The sequence below is a fragment of the Ruegeria faecimaris genome, from assembly GCF_900182615.1.
Taxonomy (GTDB): domain Bacteria; phylum Pseudomonadota; class Alphaproteobacteria; order Rhodobacterales; family Rhodobacteraceae; genus Ruegeria; species Ruegeria faecimaris.
Genome location: NZ_FXTE01000011.1, coordinates 72,849 through 88,412, shown reverse-complemented (window position 1 = coordinate 88,412; position 15,564 = coordinate 72,849). Strand labels below are relative to the sequence as shown.

The window sequence follows — 15,564 nt, the reverse complement described above, 5'->3', positions numbered from 1 at the left end:
CATCGGTCATCTGGGAGGAAAAAATGTCCGACATCGATAGCTTGGTACGCCAATATAAGGCGGGATCGCTCAGTCGTCGCGGTTTTTTCAAACGCGCAGGCGCTTTTGGTTTATTGGTGCCCACAGCCAGCAGCATTCTTGCCCAGGCTGGTCCCGCATACGCTCAGTCGCCAACACGCGGTGGCTGGCTGCGGATCGCGCAGGGCAACACCGATGATACCCTAGAGCCCGTCAGGATGACGGATACTTCGGATGCAGTCTACGGCAATTGCGTCTACCAGCGATTGACTCGTTTGCTACCCTCGCTTGAGGTCGAAGGCGACGCTGCAGAGGAATGGAGTGTCAACGATGCAGCGACCGAATGGACATTCAAGTTGCGCGCTGGCCTAGTTTTCCACAACGGTCAGAACGTCACCTCAGCCGATGTAGTCGAAAGCCTGTCGCGCCACATTGCCGAGGGTTCGGAATCGCCTGCCAAGGCTCTGCTTTCGACAGTCACTGCAATCGATGCACCCGATGCTATGACCGTAAAGATCACCTTGTCCTCCGGCAATGCAGACCTGCCGGTGATCATGTCAGACTACCATCTGTCCATCCATCCAGCCGGGCACAGCGATTTCACGAATGCAATTGGCTCCGGCCCGTTCAAGGTGATGGAATTCATTCCCGGCGAGCGAGTGGTTTTCGAACGTTTCGAAAACTACTATGAGGACGGTAAGCCTTACCTAGATGGCTTGGATTTCATCCCTGTTCCGGACGCAAACGCAATGTTGAGCGCGTTGTTAGCGGGGGATGTAGACTCCGTATACGACGTTCCGGCCTTCGCTGTTGATCAGCTCAACTCCAACGACGCTGTGACGCTTCACAATACGCCGACTGGTTCGTTTACCAACATGGTGATGATGGTGGACCGCGCTCCGACAAATGACGCGAATTTCCGTAAAGGTGTCAAACACGCGTTGGACCGCGAACTTGTTTTGAACCAGGTGTTCAAGGGAATAGGTACTATTTCAGCAGACACACCGATTGGCCCGACCTACAAGTACTGGTGCCCGGACGTAAAGCCTGCCGAATACGATCCCGACAAGGCAAAGTTCTACTTCGACAAGGCAGGGGTTTCGGGCTTCGACCTCCATACGTCCGAGACTGCTGGGAATTCGGCAAACGACATTGCCTTGACTTTCCAGCAATCTGCAAAGGGAGCGGTAGATGTAAATGTGATAAAAACCCCATCGGACGGGTACTGGACCCACACCTGGATGCAGAAACCAATGACCATGTCGGGCTGGAACGCTCGACCTACTGTCGATGCCTTCCTGACCATCGCTCACATGAAGGGTGGCAGTTGGAACGAGACCATGTGGGGTTCTGACGAATTCGATTCCATGATCCTGGCGGCCCGCGCCGAATTGGATGAGGCAAAACGCGCGCAGATGTATTGCGACATGTTGCATATGATGAACGACGATGGCGGCTTTGTGAACGCCGTGTTCCAGAACCAACTTGAGGCAACAGCACAAAACGTTATGGGGTACACACCCCATCCGGTTGGAACTCTTGGTGGGTTTGGTCAGACTCTACGCAATATCTGGCTTACCTAAGGCTGCTTTCTCCCCGTCAGTGGCACCAGTCAACTGAACTTGGGTCGCCGGTTCCACCCGGACCGGCGGCCTTCTCTTGTCTCCCTTAAATCGCGATCAAGCCATGTTCTCTATTTCTCCGTCCACGCGTCTGCGCACATCACCCTTCTATGAGGCCACCTTGGTCGATGGTGTGTGTGCCATGACAACTTACAATCACATGTTGATGCCGACCTCCTATGGCAGCCCAGAGGAGGAGTACTGGCGCATCATCAACGATGTCTCGATGTGGGATGTTGCGGTAGAGCGGCAAGTGCAGCTAAAGGGCCCAGATGCCGGGCGTCTGGCGCAAATCCTTGCGCCGCGAGACCTGTCAAAATGCAAGATGGGCCAAGGCAAGTATGTTCCACTTTGCAACCATCATGGCGTGCTTATCAACGATCCAATCCTGCTGAAGCTGGACCAAGACCGCTACTGGCTGTCTATCGCGGACAGCAATATCTGGTTCTGGGCCGAAGCCGTCGCACGGGAGCGCGGATTGGATGTGGAAGTCAGTGAGCCTGATGTCTCACCTCTGGCCGTGCAGGGTCCCAAGGCGGAAACTGTGGTTGCCTCGATCTTTGGTGATTGGGTGCGAGACCTGAAATACTTCTGGTTCCGGGAAACCGAAATTGACGGTATTCCGGTCGCCGTCGCCCGGTCGGGCTGGTCCAAACAAGGTGGGTTCGAGATTTACCTGATGGATAGTGCCAAAGGCACTGCACTCTGGAACATCGTCAAAGAGGCCGGCCAGCCACACGGTATTGGTCCAGGGAACCCCAACTGGAGTGAGCGAGTCGAGAGCGGTCTCGTTTCCTATGGAGGCGACACCGATGGACAGACCAATCCCTACGAAGTCCGCATGGGCAAATATGTGGACTTGCATGTGCCTGACGACACGATTGGGATCGATGCGTTGCGCCGTATTGCGGATGAGGGGCCGAAACGGCATCAGTTGGGGGTTGTACTGGACGCTGGCAGTCCTGCAAATCCAGAATTCACTTGGAACGACATAGAGAAAGGGGGGGTAAAAATTGGTGATTTGACGACGTGCGCCTGGTCTTTCCGGATGAAAAAGAATATCGGCTTTGCTTTGGTCTCGGTCGATGCCGAACCCGGCGACAGGGTCACGGTAAAACGTGGCGCTGGACCGGTTGGCGGAACGCTTTGCGAGTTGCCTTTTCTCTGAGAGCACGACGGACCTGGTCACCAAAACGAAAGGGCAAATTCCGATTATTCAATGAACCGATGTGCTTTTCGTCGGGTCGCCCAACCCTTGTTGTCCCACACACTCATGTGGCCGAAGAACTCATCCAGATCTGCTCCATCGCCAGTGGTGCAGATCACCACGTCTAGGTAGAATTTTTCGACCACTAGCAAGTTCAATGGCGCGGAGCGAGAAGCCGACGGGTCGCTAACGGCGCTGACTGACCAGTTTTTAGCCCAGAGACAAAACCAACACCCAGACCGTACGTTTTTGCGTCTTTCAGGATCGGGAAACCACCAACCATCTCATGACCAAAGCTCACCAATCGCGCAGATCCAGCTCTGAGTGGACCACTCTCCTCCATGACCCTGATGGCAACCAGACTGAAATCCTTGGCTAGGTCTTAGTTTTGAACCGCAGGAATGCACTCGAGATTCAGCACTGTTCGGCTATTAAAAGGTAGCCGACTTATGAGAACTGCCGGCCGATCGCTCGGCCAATGGATGCGTGGGGTCAGGACAATAGGCGCAGCAGAATGTGCGCATCGTGGTTTTGACCACTATAGAAGACAGCGAGTACGCGTACGATCAGTTTGTCATCGTCGACTTCAAAATAAATGATCGCTTTGATCTTGGTTACGTTCCGAATGTTATTGCCGAGATGTGGTCTTAGGGTGCCTTGATGTGGAACGTTCGCCAGGCTTTCGAGGCTCTCCTGAATCTCTATGACGCGCTTCTCAGCGCGCAGAAAAGCGGTTTCCAGATCTTCGCCAAAGTGCTCAGCGGTTTCAACAAGATAGTCAAATATGAGATCGAGATCTGAGGTGACTTCTTCGGCGCGAACGACTTTATAGACCACGCGCAGCCCGCTTGCGTGCGATCATGTCTTTGGTACGCTCCTTGCCCTCTTCGAGAGTAGTGAAGGTTCCGTTTCGACGCTGATCCAGCAGCTCTCGCAGTGCGTCAGTGTTTTGCGATTGCTCACGCATCAGTTCAAGCCCATGCTGAAGCACGGCGGACAGGCTGGCGTAATGACCTTGGGCGACAAGCTTCCGCGCGTAGGCGTCTTGTGACTCAGTCAGCGATATTGATGCTTTAACGCTCATATCAAGCCTCATGTATACTACTGAGTAGTATAAGCTGCTGCAAACAACAGTCAATATTGGGCGCGAAAGAACGTGTTTTATTGCCATTACTATCCAGAAACAAACTTCCCTGCATATCCCGCTATATCGTATTGGCACGCCAACGCCGTTCAAAGGAATCTGATCCCCGCGCATTGATATCGGTTGAGCCCAAGTTCTTCGGTTCGAGGATGAGCTTTTGTCCAGCACCCTATCGGGGCAATGCTATCTGACCCAGTCTCGCTTACGTTTTGGGTGCGGGCACCCCGCTAGAGCCGTTTGAAAGATATTCCGTTGAAGGTGAACAACAAACGATTGTCCTGACCGTAGAAGTCGAGCCGCGTCTTGACAACGAAGTCGTCTTCCTGCGCAAGGGTAACAGCTTTTCTTACCCTTCGATGATCGCACACCGGCTTCACAATTAAATAAACAAAGAGGCCTCGATGGTCTGGGGATACTGCCGGTACGTATCATCTGGTAAGGCCAAGCGCATGTTCGCCATCTGGGGTACGGATAACTATGGTTATGAAGTCATTCTAAAACGCAGAAGCGAAATTATGTGAAAATTGCGCCTTCGGTCTTTTCAAAGACGAAGCAGTGCGTTTTAGCCGAATTCAGAGATACCTGATCCACAATCTTTGATCACGGTTACACCCAAGTTCCTCGACCACCTCGTTTGCACTCAAGTTGAATTCTCTCGCGAGCTTCGTGATCTGGACCGGCTGAAAACTATCAGTGTTTCGAACCAGTCTGCCGTCTTCAAAGTTGATCAACTCGTGGGACCTGCCACCCCAACGGACGATCCCACCGCAAAGCTGCTGACTTTCCATATTGACCAGTTCGGCCACCGGGTCGGCAAAGAAATCACTCCACTTAAGAAAACCGGTACTGACTGCCCGCGCAACCGCCTGTTCGATCGTCCGGCTTTTGAGCTTGGTGGTGATCGAAGCAGTCAGCGCATCGACCGTTCGGGAAGCGTGCCCCAATTGCCTGGCAATGACAGACGGTATCAAACCCGACGCGAGCATCTTCAACACATCCAACTCATCACCAGAGAGGGAATCCGACGGAAAGTTGAACACGGTTTCAATGACATCAAGGGCGAGCAGATGCAGAACCTGTGCTTCATGACGTAGGGCAGGGAGCATTTTCGCGATCATAGCATCCCATTCTGTGCGAGGCGCATTGGACGTGACGGTAAACACGCCGCGCTCGCCAAAAGGGTTGATAACCGGAATGGAAAGACCGTGCTGACCCACTCCAAATTTTCTGGCGGCATCAAACAGCGGCGCGTGTTCCTGCTGGCTGTCGAACACTGCCCAGTCGATTGGTGCAATCATGGTGGCGCCGAACCGAATGAGGGGATCGGCCAGAACCAGATTGTTGTCGACGTAATACCTGACCCACTCCTCTGGAAACGTGGTGCAGCCGTGGACAACGTTTTGATGCTTATCGATATGGGCGTAGGACGCATTCTCCAATCCAAACCTGGAGCAAATTTCCTGGAGGCGCGCTTCGCCTGTTTGCCTGAAATCCAGTTCAGAATTGCCAATATCCGCAATTTTCATAGATCGTCTTTCTGTTCCGCGTTGCCGTCGAGGCCGCTTAGCAACCTAAAGCTGAACAAACTACTCGGGAATTCCCGTAGCCAATCACAGATTTGAATACAGTTCTGTCCCGGAGACGGAAACAGAGCGGAAACTTGCTGATGAGACGCGTAAATTGAGCAGCTGGCGGGCATAATCCGACACGGCTAAATCCGGTTCTTGTGATCCTGCGGAAGCCCGTCCTCCTCCTCTCGGGCTCTTCGTGCCAGCAGCCCCATGAAACTGGAAATCAGGTTCAGTTCACCTCGTTCATCGGCCTTAACCATGCCCCGGAGATATCCACCCGGATTAACCACCGGCGGTAGCTTTGGGTCACTCAGCCTTGCATCCGTGATCACTCCAGCCAGGATCGCCCCCATTATGGTCAACCGATCGATAGCTGCATGCCAGCCGGAGATATTGGTGCCGATTTCCGAGAGCCGGGAGCAAACGCCGGTCTCGATCGCATAGAGGGTAGGGTTGGGATTCTGTTCACCGTCTCCAGCACTATCGATATGCATGCGCAGATCGGGGGATGCCAATTCATACAGGATGCGATTGTTCACCCGAGGCAGTTTTTTGGCCTTGTGCGGTTCAGTTTCCGTCGGATGATTGCTTTCTAAGCAATGCGCAGGGCCGTTAGGCCCGGAGCCAGAACAATCTGGGTCCGAGGCATTGGCCGAGGGCATTGTCACTTCGCCACCGGCGTTACAGGACAGAATTTTTTCTTCAATTTGATCTTGTATATGGCACCCGAAACTGGCTTCGGGTTCACCCGAAATTTCACCTCGTTTAGCGACGTGCCCTTCGATCCTTTTCCAAAGGTCGTGAGCTGCCTGAACATGTGCCCTGAGCTCATCCAACGACAGGTATTTCAGTTTGTCGGCACGGGGCCAGGACCCAAACTCATCCATCATGTCACTGGCGCCGTCAGGCGGGCAGGGGAGTGACGCAAGCACCGCCAGGCTGTGTTTCACATATTGATAAAGCCGTGATCGATCACCGCGCAACTCATCATGCTCTTTCTTCTCAGCCTTGCTTTGCACCTCCGCGTCGAGCATTTCAGAAATGAGGTTCAGGGCGGGGGTCAGGAACAGGCCAAGTCCCTTACGCTTACATCGCGACCCATTTGCGCCAAGCCTGCGTTCGATCAATCCAATGGCTTCCAGTTCGCGTTCATGGTTGTGGATTGTCCGATCTGTCACGCCGCGCCCGGCAATGAGAGTTTCCTGGCGCGCGTAGCAAAAGGGTTCTTGGGACGGGTCGCGGAATGCACTTGGTGAGATCATGTCGATGATGATCTCAAAAGTGCGAATACACTGGGCGGATACGCCTCTGATCTGGGCATAACTCACGCAGAGCTGCCGAAACCTGTCACGGTTCCAGCCCTCGGGAAGACCGTCGTGGAAGCGCATTTTTTGGTGATTTCGGGCGGATGAGATTTGCCGGAAGCTCATGGTTTCGACCTCACCTGGCAAAGGTAAAAGTTGTTGTCGCAGCTTCGCGGGGCGGAACACTCGGTATGGTTCATTGGTTTCATTGTGTGCTTCTCATTGAGGAAGCAAGGCGGGTCGAACCTCAGCGAAAGACAAAGAAAAACCGTTCGCACGAATGCGTTTATGCTTGTCAGATTTTAGGGAACTTCCTATAATTCAGGTGATCAAACGTGACTTAAGAAGATCCCCGCTGAGGCCCCGCCTTGCGGGGTTTTTTTGTTTCTGGGGCTAGGTTGTCCTCTAGGCCAAACGGGCTGGTTGCCTATACCGCTGGCAAGTCCACTGGCCTTTGCAGGAGCAAAGTGTTCACCCGCGAGCCGGCACGTCAGTATCGAATGAGTTCGTAATCGCTGAACCCGAATATGTCGGTCCACTCGACACCAACGCCGCGGAAGTAGCTGGGAGGTACACAGCGATTGCCAAGGGGCAGCCAGGCTGGGATTGGCGCGGGAGCGTGATCGGACCATTGAAAGCTTACGTTGTCGTCATAGCTGCCAACCACAAGATCAAGCGAGCGCTCACAATCGCCCTCTCGCGAACGACGGCGATAGCTATAGTGGCGCACATCCCAAACTCTGATGGACCTGACAACGTCGAAATCTGGTGAGGAAAGATCGACGCTGATCGGAGTAACTTGCGACGTCGTATTGCTTTGCCCGTAGACGGCTCGGGCAGCTTCCGAAGAAATTGAAACGTCCACCACCCTTGGCTCAAAAGCACTGTCAGATGGAAGCTCTGGAACAGGACTGGCACTGTTGCGCTTGATTGTTTCCAGCCTTTCCATTGGACCCTGACCTGAGGAGTTGAGTGACGCGTTCATTGGACAACGCCAGAGTTGGAGCGGCGGTTCGACCGGGTAGGGTGTGATGCGCCGAATGAACTCCGCCTTGGCAGCGACGCAATCAGGCGAACCTGGCCAACCTCCGGCGAGGCAAAGGAATATGGCACAGTCAATTGGATAGGCACTGGCCTGCGTGGCCGGCAGTGCAGCGAGTGCAATTGCAAGGGCCTTTGCGCGAGTTCGATTTCCGGATTTTGAGTGTTTCAAGATGGTCTCTCCTGCTTGCGAATCGCCTAAGCAATATCCGGCCAATATATTTCTGACAATCCAATATCGTATATTGGCGTACTTTCTTATATTGACGTAGATTGTGTTTTAGTCCACAACTTTTGGATGTAGAAGACGGTCCATAGGGGGTCGTCATGGCGGACAACAAGAGACAATACACTGTGGTAACCATCGAGATGGTCCGGGGCCTGAAAGAAGATCAGGTTCCCTTTACATGCCGCTACGAATTTATCGGACTCGCTTCCCTTGGACGACCTAAGTACCACTGCATTTACAGCTCGCCGAACTATGTCGGAGCCTTGTGCAAGTCGAAGATTTCTCGAGCGGGCGCTGAGCCCAGAGAGTTCGATCTTTGGCCGGGGCTTTTTAAGCATCACCAGGAATTTGGCGACGGTCGCATTCTCTGCGTCAAATCAGATTACACGATCGAGTCGATTACCCCAGAGGGTCTCGAAGCAGCTCAGGCCCTGGACGCGAAATCCAAAACCTGATCGGTCACGTTCGAGAACCTGGCTCATCAAAATACTGGGGCAGGGCACATGAAACGGCTCTTGTTTCTCAGCGCTACACTCGCGTCCTTGTTCTTTGCTGCGGTCTGGATTGAACCATCAAAACAAACAAAGACTCTGAGCGCGTCCGAGGTGATTGCCATTGATGGTGACACGATCGACCACGGCGACGACCGCTACCGGCTCGTTGGCTTCGATACGCCTGAGACCTACCGGCCGCAATGCCGTGCGGAAAAGACTCTGGGATTGGAAGCGAAAGCAAGGCTGACAGAGCTCATCCAGACGGCGGACCAGATAGAGCTGGTCATCCAACCAGATCTGGACGTGCATGACCGCTTCCTAGCGGTTGGGCGTGTGGCTGGGCAGGACGTCGGGGCCATCCTGATTTCCGAAGGTCTCGCCCGACCATACCACGGCGGCAAACGCCAGTCCTGGTGCGGCTGAAGGAAAGGATCAAACAACGACTTGATGACCAAAAAACGAAACTAATGAGAAGTGAGCCGTCCTGTCGATTGCGCCAACAATCGACAGGACAAGAAACGCCCCAAATCCATCCGGGCATTCCTCCAACATCAAGAGAGAACTGTACTATGGTAAAAACAGTAACCCTAGATGCCGATCCTAGATTGGACAGCGCCGCGCCAGAGTCAATGGGTGCGGACCCAGACAACGTGCCTGAGCTTTCGGCCGCACAGCACTGACCGGCCACAGCGCAGAGCAGGACATCCCCGACACTTTGGTCAGACCTTCAGGCTGATTGATTCAAGCTGAACGCTGGCTGTCTACGAAGCCCGCGAAGGGCTCAGTGCTGTGTCCCGGCATCGAATTTCCTGCTGCTCAGATGATCTGACTCCGAGCCTCATAATGGTAATTATGTAAACTTTACTGACCTAATTTGGAGAGCAAACTAGTGACCAGCTCCATCAAAAGCTTCACCGAAATCAGATGTCGGATCAACGCCGTCTGGTCTTTGTTGGTGCTCTTGGCGACCAGCGCAAACGCCCAGGTCATCGAGTACGAACCCGATGGCAGCGTGTTCCTAAACGGCGCGCGGGCAGAAATCGTTGATGGCGTGGTTAAGCCAATACGGATGCGGGAATACGAGTTGGACGAACAGGCGCCAGCGTCCACAGCCAAACCGCAGAAAAAGATCGAGATTGCGGGAAAAGCACCGCGGCCTCGCAAAGCCTCGGGTGGCTGGTCGCAGGAACGGATCGTCAAGGAAATTCACGCAGCGGCGGAACGGCATGACGTTCCGACCGAGCTGTTCATGGCACTGGTCTGGCAAGAAAGCCGGTATCGCGCGGACGCTTTGTCGCCCAAGGGTGCCATCGGTTTTGCTCAGCTCATGCCGGGAACGGCAAAAGACCTGGGCGTGAACCCAAAGAACCCTGCAGAAAATCTCGACGGTGGCGCTCGCTATTTGGCAGCGCAGTACCGTGAGTTTGGAGACTGGAAACTGGCGCTCGCCGCCTACAACGCCGGTCCCCATCGCGTCGTCCAGTATGGCGGCATCCCCCCGTTCACCGAAACCCGCGACTACGTGCGGATCATCCTAAGCAAAGTGAGTAAGGAACTATGAAAAGACCCCCCATGAAACGGCACCCCTTCATCCAACAAGTGGCATTCTTTGCGCTGACGATGACCATCGTCAGCGCAGCACCGGCCTCCGCTGGCTGGCTGCAGGATGCCATTGGCGATTTCATCAACGAGACACTGGCCGACTCGAAGGTCGTTGGCGTCAGCCTTGCCGCTGTTGGCTTTATCTGGGGATGTCTGGCCTATGTGTTCGGCTGGGGATCACTGAAGGGACCGGTGGTCGCAATCGTTGTTGGTGCAGTTATCGGCCTTGCTGACACTTTCATCGGAGCCTGATTGATGGCGCGCCGCAATACGGTCTTTCGCGGCCTGAGCCGCCCCGCAGAATGGGGCGGTCTACCCGTGATCTATCTCTTGGTGATCGCGGGTATGACCATGCTTTCGTTCTTCATGTTCGGGATAGCGCCAGCAATCATTGCGGGCTTTGTTTTCTATACCGGGCTGCGCCTCTTTTACGAATGGGAACCGGCATTCTTCCGCATCCTGTCCGTGACGCTCTCCAAGACACCACGCACCAAAAACCGTCAGCACCACGGGGGAGATTTCTATAGTGCCTAAGCCTGCTTCAAAGGATCTGTTTACCCTGGCCCGCTCGTTGCTTGAGCCGAGCTGGCGTAAGGATGAAATGCACCTCTTTCAGATGTTGCCATATGGCTATGTCGTGGACGATGAGGTCATTTCTACACGCAACGGCGGGCTGATCGCCGCTGCCGAGATTACCGGAATCAACGCAAACACTCTGGACGAAAACGAATTCGAGTTTTTGGCCGAGCGTTTTGAACGTGTATTGCGGACCACTCCAAATGAGGTCGCATTCTACGTTCATCGAGTGACCGTTCCCGCTGAGACAGGGCATGTCATCACGGACACAACTGGCTTTGCCGGTGCAGTGGCGCAGGCCATGCGCTCAGCGTCCGTCGATGCAGAGCTGAAAGAACGCAAAATCATCATCAGCGCCATTCTGCAGAAGCGTCAGGATGAACGCGCCAAGCAAATATTCGGCATGTCGTCAGGAACGATCGACGAGGAACGCCGCGAAATGATGGAACAGCTCGACGGTGTGTTCACCACACTGGCGGGCACGCTGGGCGAGGCCCGCGTTAGCCGGCTGAAGCTCAGCGATGGGCGGTGGCTGGGTTACTATGGAACGCTGCTAGACGGGCGCTATCAGCCAATCGTTCATACTAACATTGCAGAGCCGATTGCCTTCAACATGCCGCAAGAGGACGTGCTGTTTCAGGGCAAGACGGGCAAACTCCTGTCTGGCGATGACCAGGAGCGGTCAATTCGCGTCTATTCCCTGAAGAACTATCCGATGGCGTCATTCCCCGGCATTTTCGACGGGCTGGACCTGCCGGTTGATGTTGTGATTTCGCAATCGTTCCTGCCGATCAACCGGTCGCAAGCACAAGAAATGGAACGCCGCAAATCGGGTCAGATGCGCTCGGCTGGTGACAAAGCGAAGTCGCTGGAAGAGGACTTGTCCATCCTGGCCGATGGCATTGCTTCGGGCACGATGTCTCTGGGCAAGCACCACCTTTCGATCTGCGTGTTCGGGACTGAGGAAGATCTGAAAACCGCTGAAAAGCATATCATCGGTGAAATTCAGATTTCAGGCGGCACGGTCAAACGCGAAGCGATGTCGGCGCGGGCGGTGTATTTCGCGCAGCACCCCGGCAATTTTGCGTTCCGTGCCCGTGAAGAACTGATCACAGATCAGAACTTTGCAGACATGGTTGCGTTTCACATGCGGCCAAAGGGTCTGCCTGAGAACAAGCTGCCTTGGCCTGGGCCTCTGGCGACGTTCCCGACAACGCATGGCGACAGCTACGATGTTTCGTTGCACCTGCCCAAGACCAGCTCAGACGCTGAAAACCTTCCTTCCGGCCATACCATCGTTCTGGGTCCAAACGGGTCAGGTAAGACCGTGATTGCGATGTTGCTGGCGACATGCGCTGTCGCTCAGGGCGCGCGGATCATTGCGTTTGATAAAGACCGGGCGATGGAAGCCCCCATGCGAGCGCTTGGGGCACAGTACACGCGCGTTCGGGTGGGCGAACCCACTGGCATGAACCCGTTTCAATCCGAGGCGGATGAAGCGGGGCAAAGCTGGCTGGCGAATTGGGTCACAGCTTTGATGAGCTATGACGAAAAGCTGACCGCCGAACAGAAAGACGAGATCACTCAAGCCTGCCAAGCCAACGCGACCCTGCCCCCACAGCTTCAGAACTTCGATTCACTGGTGGATCGGTTCAGAGCCTTTGATGACGGCAAAAACCTGTTCAAGCGGGCCAGCGAATGGGCCGGTGACGGGCGATTGTCGTGGATGTTTGGCGAAGGTGGCTCAGATCCCTTTGCGTCTGGCGACCGGCATCTTGTGTTCGACATTTCCGAGGTTCTGGATGACGCGTTGGTCCGGCTGGCGTGGATCAGCTACGTCATGCGCCAGATCGAGCGCCGGTGTGCCTCTAAGGTGCCAACTGTCTTTGTCATTGATGAAGCATGGGTGATCGCTGGCAATCCCTACGGCGCGGACATCCTCAAGAACGCCTACACCACATATCGGAAGCTGAACGTCATGATGATGATGATGACGCAGATCCCGGATCACATCCTGTCATCGGCGGCCAGTAAGTCGATCCTGGAAAACACCAGCACGCAGCTCTTGTTCCCGTCCCGATCCGGCAATGAAGCAGATTACCGGGCAATCGGTTTGAACGATGCAGAGCTGGGCGCATTGCGGGCGCATTTTGGCGACCGCGTAATGCTCATGAAAAAGGGTGATGAGAGTGTCTGGCTCGATGTCGATGTCGGCGCACTCGGTCCCTTGCTTCGTGTTCTGAGTGGATCAGACGGCAAGTCTTTCCCTGATCCTGAATGGCGTCAAAACCCCAACTTCTGGAAGGAAATCACATGAAATCACGTCTTATCCTCGCCCTCGTTGTTCTGGCCGCTGTTGCCGCCTGCACCAACACCTATTCGGGCTATCGCAGCAAATGCGCCTGCGACTTTGAGCGCATGACCCTCCCTGAAAACATGGAGCTTGTCTAATGAACGTCCTGAAAACCCTTCGCACCACTGTAGCCGTCACCGTTCTGGCCGCCCTGCCCGTCATGACGTCGGCCCAGGGTGTTCCGACCATCGACGCCACAGCCATTACACAAGACGCCGCCAACTCGGCAAAAGAAGTTGCTGAAATGGTTCGCCAGTATGAGCAACTGTTGCAGCAGTATGAAAAGCTCGAACAGCAGCGCGCCATGCTGGAAAACTCCTTCAAGGCCATTACTGGATTGACTGACCTGGATGAGTTCAACAGCCGCAGCTTTTTGAAACTGGCTACAGCAGCCGACACTTTCAGTTACGCGCTGGACGCGGCAGAGGGTGGTATCTCCGGCCTGCCCGATGTCGCCGCGCATGCGATGGAACGTCGCTCCATCAATCTGGGTTTGGGCGATGGCATCTTGTCGGAGTTCAGCGGGTCAGACGTTCAAGCTCGTCGCATTCTCTCAGAACGTGGTGGTGCTGGCCTGATGGCGTCCGCTCTGGGCGAACAGGGCTACGACATGGCCGGTCAGTTGGCCGAGGATGCGGAAAAACTGCGTGGTGAAGTCGGCCAGCAGGAAGATCTGAAGGATGCAATCGACTACAACACGGCGGTTCTTCTGAAACTCCTGCAAGTTGAAATTGAAATCTTGCGCGCAACCTCAGCTAATGCTCTGGCGTCGGGCACGGATCTGGCTGCAACCGCAGCGGACCTGACCACGCTGAGCAATTACGTAAGAGGAACCTCACAATGAAACTTCGCACCACTTTCGCCCTGACCATTGCAGCCGCCGCCGTTTTAGCGGGGGCTGCGTCGGCTCAGGTAAAACTGCGTCCCACGCCAAATGTTGATTGGCCCTTTGGCGAGTATCGGGTGTGTTTCGGGAATACAGGCGTCAACAACGTCGCCAAACAGTTTGTCGATGAAGATCAAGCCCGTATGGCCGATGCGGGCCAACCCGCAGGCAAACAATATCTGGTGAACAATTGGTCAGTCGCGATCCTCAATGAACAGATAATCGCTGCACATGAGTACACGGCAGAACAATGCCGGTTGCGAAAAGCCGGTGAAAAGTTTGATACGGAATGCCCGCTCGGAAACATGAGCCGTACCGCCGCAATGAATGTTGTTGGTGCGGATAAACCCGAATTCTGGAGTCAACCTTCATCGCAAAATGCGGACCTAAAGAAGGAGCAAAAGGCTAGGCTGAACAATCTCGGTCCCGTGTTACAGGAGGCATGTGGGCCGTGATCCAAGATTTTGTCAGCTCGATTGAAACTGCGATCAACAACTTTTCGCAGCAAGCTTATAACAGCCTGGCGGCGGATCTTGCATCCGCCCTCTGGGCAATTGCCGCGCTGATCTTCGTTGCGATGTTGATCAACGGCGTACTTCAAATCAGAGAAATCGGGTTCGGTGGTTATGTCGGCTGGATCATTCGAGCGACAATCATCATTGTTATGGCATCAAGTTGGTCGTACTTCCAACCGGTCTACAATGGCATTCAAAGCCTGCCAGACAGTATTGCCGGAGCCCTGACCGGGACCACGAACGTATGGCAGGCGCTTGATGATATAGCCGACCAATGCTTCACGATGGGGCAAACCGCCATTGAAAATGCCACGTGGGGCCTAAGCATAACCGGCGCTGTTCTCTGGGTGGTCGGAGCAATCATTGTCGCCTTCGGTACAGGGATCGCCTTGATTGCCAAAGGAGGCATGGCGGTACTCCTTGGTTTAGCGCCGATCTTCATTGCAACACTGCTCAGCTCGGCAACGGCTAATATCTTTGCCGCCTGGGCGAAAACGACTGTGGGCCTCGTCATGGTCATAGTTGTGCTGACAGGGATCGTATCCCTGATTCAAACGCTGTTTGTTGCTGAACTAAGCACGGTAGAAGACGTGAACAACATGACGGCGAGTGGTCGTTTTCTGGCTGTGTGCATTATCTCAATAGTGATGCTCACACAGATACCTTCAGTAGCTGGGGGTATATCGGGAGCAATCGTATCTGCTTCTTCAGGACTGGCCGTGGCCTCCGGGATGGCGGCGGCTGCTAGAAACGTAATGGGCACGACTGTTGATGCCGGACGCAGCACAGTTGCAGGGGGCAAGACTGCAGCCGCGATGGCCTCCGCAGCCCGAGACGGCACCGGGGTTCGTGACAGCGCATCCCGAGCAATGCAGGCGCGTCGGGACATTGCACACAGATCCCGCAATCAGGATAGCGCAGCGCGCCAGAGCTATGCCGCTGACCGTTACCGGCAGAGCATACAAGCCGCTCGCGCAAACCCCAAGAAATCTTCGTAAACTG

The 15,564-nt window shown here is 54.6% G+C and carries 17 protein-coding genes; 12 read left to right on the top strand and 5 right to left on the bottom strand.

The window, feature by feature from the left end:
- Positions 1 to 23 precede the first annotated feature (23 nt).
- Positions 24 to 1,601, top strand: coding sequence for an ABC transporter substrate-binding protein (locus tag FN806_RS15755; protein ID WP_185956725.1), 1,578 nt, complete (start codon positions 24 to 26; stop codon positions 1,599 to 1,601).
- A 103-nt stretch (positions 1,602 to 1,704) separates the two neighbouring features.
- Positions 1,705 to 2,808: a glycine cleavage T C-terminal barrel domain-containing protein gene (locus FN806_RS15750; RefSeq protein ID WP_142638842.1), complete on the top strand. Its 1,104-nt coding sequence runs from the start codon at positions 1,705 to 1,707 to the stop codon at positions 2,806 to 2,808.
- 531 nt (positions 2,809 to 3,339) lie between these two features.
- Here FN806_RS15750 and FN806_RS15745 read toward each other — a convergent pair.
- From FN806_RS15745 to FN806_RS15725, 5 genes are all read right to left on the bottom strand, one after another.
- Positions 3,340 to 3,684 carry a type II toxin-antitoxin system RelE/ParE family toxin gene (locus FN806_RS15745; protein WP_170418355.1) on the bottom strand — a complete coding sequence of 115 codons (345 nt, stop codon included), beginning with the start codon at positions 3,682 to 3,684 and terminating at the stop codon, positions 3,340 to 3,342.
- Positions 3,674 to 3,931 carry a ribbon-helix-helix domain-containing protein gene (locus FN806_RS15740; protein ID WP_142638839.1) on the bottom strand — a complete coding sequence of 86 codons (258 nt, stop codon included), beginning with the start codon at positions 3,929 to 3,931 and terminating at the stop codon, positions 3,674 to 3,676. The genes FN806_RS15745 and FN806_RS15740 overlap by 11 nt, the downstream gene beginning before the upstream one ends.
- 632 nt (positions 3,932 to 4,563) lie before the next feature.
- Positions 4,564 to 5,517: a LuxR family transcriptional regulator gene (locus FN806_RS15735; RefSeq protein ID WP_142638837.1), complete on the bottom strand. Its 954-nt coding sequence runs from the start codon at positions 5,515 to 5,517 to the stop codon at positions 4,564 to 4,566.
- A 185-nt stretch (positions 5,518 to 5,702) separates the two neighbouring features.
- Entirely contained in the window at positions 5,703 to 6,950 is a 1,248-nt protein-coding gene (locus FN806_RS15730; RefSeq protein WP_185956724.1) for a helix-turn-helix domain-containing protein, read from the bottom strand.
- A 406-nt stretch (positions 6,951 to 7,356) separates the two neighbouring features.
- Positions 7,357 to 7,815 (bottom strand): hypothetical protein, encoded by a 459-nt coding sequence (locus FN806_RS15725; RefSeq protein WP_142638832.1) that lies wholly within the window; start codon positions 7,813 to 7,815, stop codon positions 7,357 to 7,359.
- 419 nt (positions 7,816 to 8,234) lie between these two features.
- On the opposite strand from FN806_RS15725, the gene FN806_RS15720 reads away from it, so the two are divergent.
- From FN806_RS15720 to FN806_RS15680, 10 genes are all read left to right on the top strand, one after another.
- Complete coding sequence (locus FN806_RS15720; RefSeq protein ID WP_142638830.1) at positions 8,235 to 8,591, top strand: hypothetical protein; 357 nt, start codon at positions 8,235 to 8,237, stop codon at positions 8,589 to 8,591.
- A 48-nt stretch (positions 8,592 to 8,639) separates the two neighbouring features.
- Positions 8,640 to 9,053, top strand: a complete 414-nt coding sequence (locus FN806_RS15715) for a thermonuclease family protein (protein ID WP_142638828.1) — start codon at positions 8,640 to 8,642, stop codon at positions 9,051 to 9,053.
- A gap of 466 nt (positions 9,054 to 9,519) precedes the next feature.
- Complete coding sequence (locus FN806_RS15710) at positions 9,520 to 10,191, top strand: lytic transglycosylase domain-containing protein (RefSeq protein ID WP_246097266.1); 672 nt, start codon at positions 9,520 to 9,522, stop codon at positions 10,189 to 10,191.
- Positions 10,188 to 10,484, top strand: coding sequence for a hypothetical protein (locus FN806_RS15705; RefSeq protein WP_142638826.1), 297 nt, complete (start codon positions 10,188 to 10,190; stop codon positions 10,482 to 10,484). Before FN806_RS15710 ends, FN806_RS15705 begins: the two co-directional genes overlap by 4 nt.
- A gap of 3 nt (positions 10,485 to 10,487) precedes the next feature.
- Complete coding sequence (locus FN806_RS15700) at positions 10,488 to 10,766, top strand: VirB3 family type IV secretion system protein (protein ID WP_142638824.1); 279 nt, start codon at positions 10,488 to 10,490, stop codon at positions 10,764 to 10,766.
- Positions 10,759 to 13,125 carry a VirB4 family type IV secretion/conjugal transfer ATPase gene (locus tag FN806_RS15695; RefSeq protein ID WP_142638822.1) on the top strand — a complete coding sequence of 789 codons (2,367 nt, stop codon included), beginning with the start codon at positions 10,759 to 10,761 and terminating at the stop codon, positions 13,123 to 13,125. The genes FN806_RS15700 and FN806_RS15695 overlap by 8 nt, the downstream gene beginning before the upstream one ends.
- On the top strand, positions 13,122 to 13,259 hold the full coding sequence (locus FN806_RS20520) for a hypothetical protein (RefSeq protein ID WP_185956723.1): 138 nt from the start codon (positions 13,122 to 13,124) through the stop codon (positions 13,257 to 13,259). The genes FN806_RS15695 and FN806_RS20520 overlap by 4 nt, the downstream gene beginning before the upstream one ends.
- Positions 13,259 to 14,005 carry a type IV secretion system protein gene (locus tag FN806_RS15690; protein ID WP_142638820.1) on the top strand — a complete coding sequence of 249 codons (747 nt, stop codon included), beginning with the start codon at positions 13,259 to 13,261 and terminating at the stop codon, positions 14,003 to 14,005. The genes FN806_RS20520 and FN806_RS15690 overlap by 1 nt, the downstream gene beginning before the upstream one ends.
- Complete coding sequence (locus FN806_RS15685) at positions 14,002 to 14,502, top strand: hypothetical protein (RefSeq protein WP_142638818.1); 501 nt, start codon at positions 14,002 to 14,004, stop codon at positions 14,500 to 14,502. The genes FN806_RS15690 and FN806_RS15685 overlap by 4 nt, the downstream gene beginning before the upstream one ends.
- On the top strand, positions 14,490 to 15,560 hold the full coding sequence (locus tag FN806_RS15680) for a TrbL/VirB6 family protein (protein WP_142638816.1): 1,071 nt from the start codon (positions 14,490 to 14,492) through the stop codon (positions 15,558 to 15,560). Before FN806_RS15685 ends, FN806_RS15680 begins: the two co-directional genes overlap by 13 nt.
- Positions 15,561 to 15,564 lie beyond the last annotated feature (4 nt).

Excerpts from the sequence above, each read along its gene's own strand:
- FN806_RS15755 (WP_185956725.1), top strand. The coding sequence starts at position 24 with ATGTCCGACATCGATAGCTTGGTACGCCAATATAAGGCGGGATCGCTC.
- FN806_RS15750 (WP_142638842.1), top strand. The coding sequence starts at position 1,705 with ATGTTCTCTATTTCTCCGTCCACGCGTCTGCGCACATCACCCTTCTAT.
- FN806_RS15740 (WP_142638839.1), bottom strand. The coding sequence starts at position 3,931 with ATGAGCGTTAAAGCATCAATATCGCTGACTGAGTCACAAGACGCCTAC.
- FN806_RS15735 (WP_142638837.1), bottom strand. The coding sequence starts at position 5,517 with ATGAAAATTGCGGATATTGGCAATTCTGAACTGGATTTCAGGCAAACA.
- FN806_RS15730 (WP_185956724.1), bottom strand. The coding sequence starts at position 6,950 with ATGCGCTTCCACGACGGTCTTCCCGAGGGCTGGAACCGTGACAGGTTT.
- FN806_RS15725 (WP_142638832.1), bottom strand. The coding sequence starts at position 7,815 with ATGGAAAGGCTGGAAACAATCAAGCGCAACAGTGCCAGTCCTGTTCCA.
- FN806_RS15720 (WP_142638830.1), top strand. The coding sequence starts at position 8,235 with ATGGCGGACAACAAGAGACAATACACTGTGGTAACCATCGAGATGGTC.
- FN806_RS15715 (WP_142638828.1), top strand. The coding sequence starts at position 8,640 with ATGAAACGGCTCTTGTTTCTCAGCGCTACACTCGCGTCCTTGTTCTTT.
- FN806_RS15705 (WP_142638826.1), top strand. The coding sequence starts at position 10,188 with ATGAAAAGACCCCCCATGAAACGGCACCCCTTCATCCAACAAGTGGCA.
- FN806_RS15700 (WP_142638824.1), top strand. The coding sequence starts at position 10,488 with ATGGCGCGCCGCAATACGGTCTTTCGCGGCCTGAGCCGCCCCGCAGAA.
- FN806_RS20520 (WP_185956723.1), top strand. The coding sequence starts at position 13,122 with ATGAAATCACGTCTTATCCTCGCCCTCGTTGTTCTGGCCGCTGTTGCC.
- FN806_RS15690 (WP_142638820.1), top strand. The coding sequence starts at position 13,259 with ATGAACGTCCTGAAAACCCTTCGCACCACTGTAGCCGTCACCGTTCTG.
- FN806_RS15685 (WP_142638818.1), top strand. The coding sequence starts at position 14,002 with ATGAAACTTCGCACCACTTTCGCCCTGACCATTGCAGCCGCCGCCGTT.
- FN806_RS15680 (WP_142638816.1), top strand. The coding sequence starts at position 14,490 with ATGTGGGCCGTGATCCAAGATTTTGTCAGCTCGATTGAAACTGCGATC.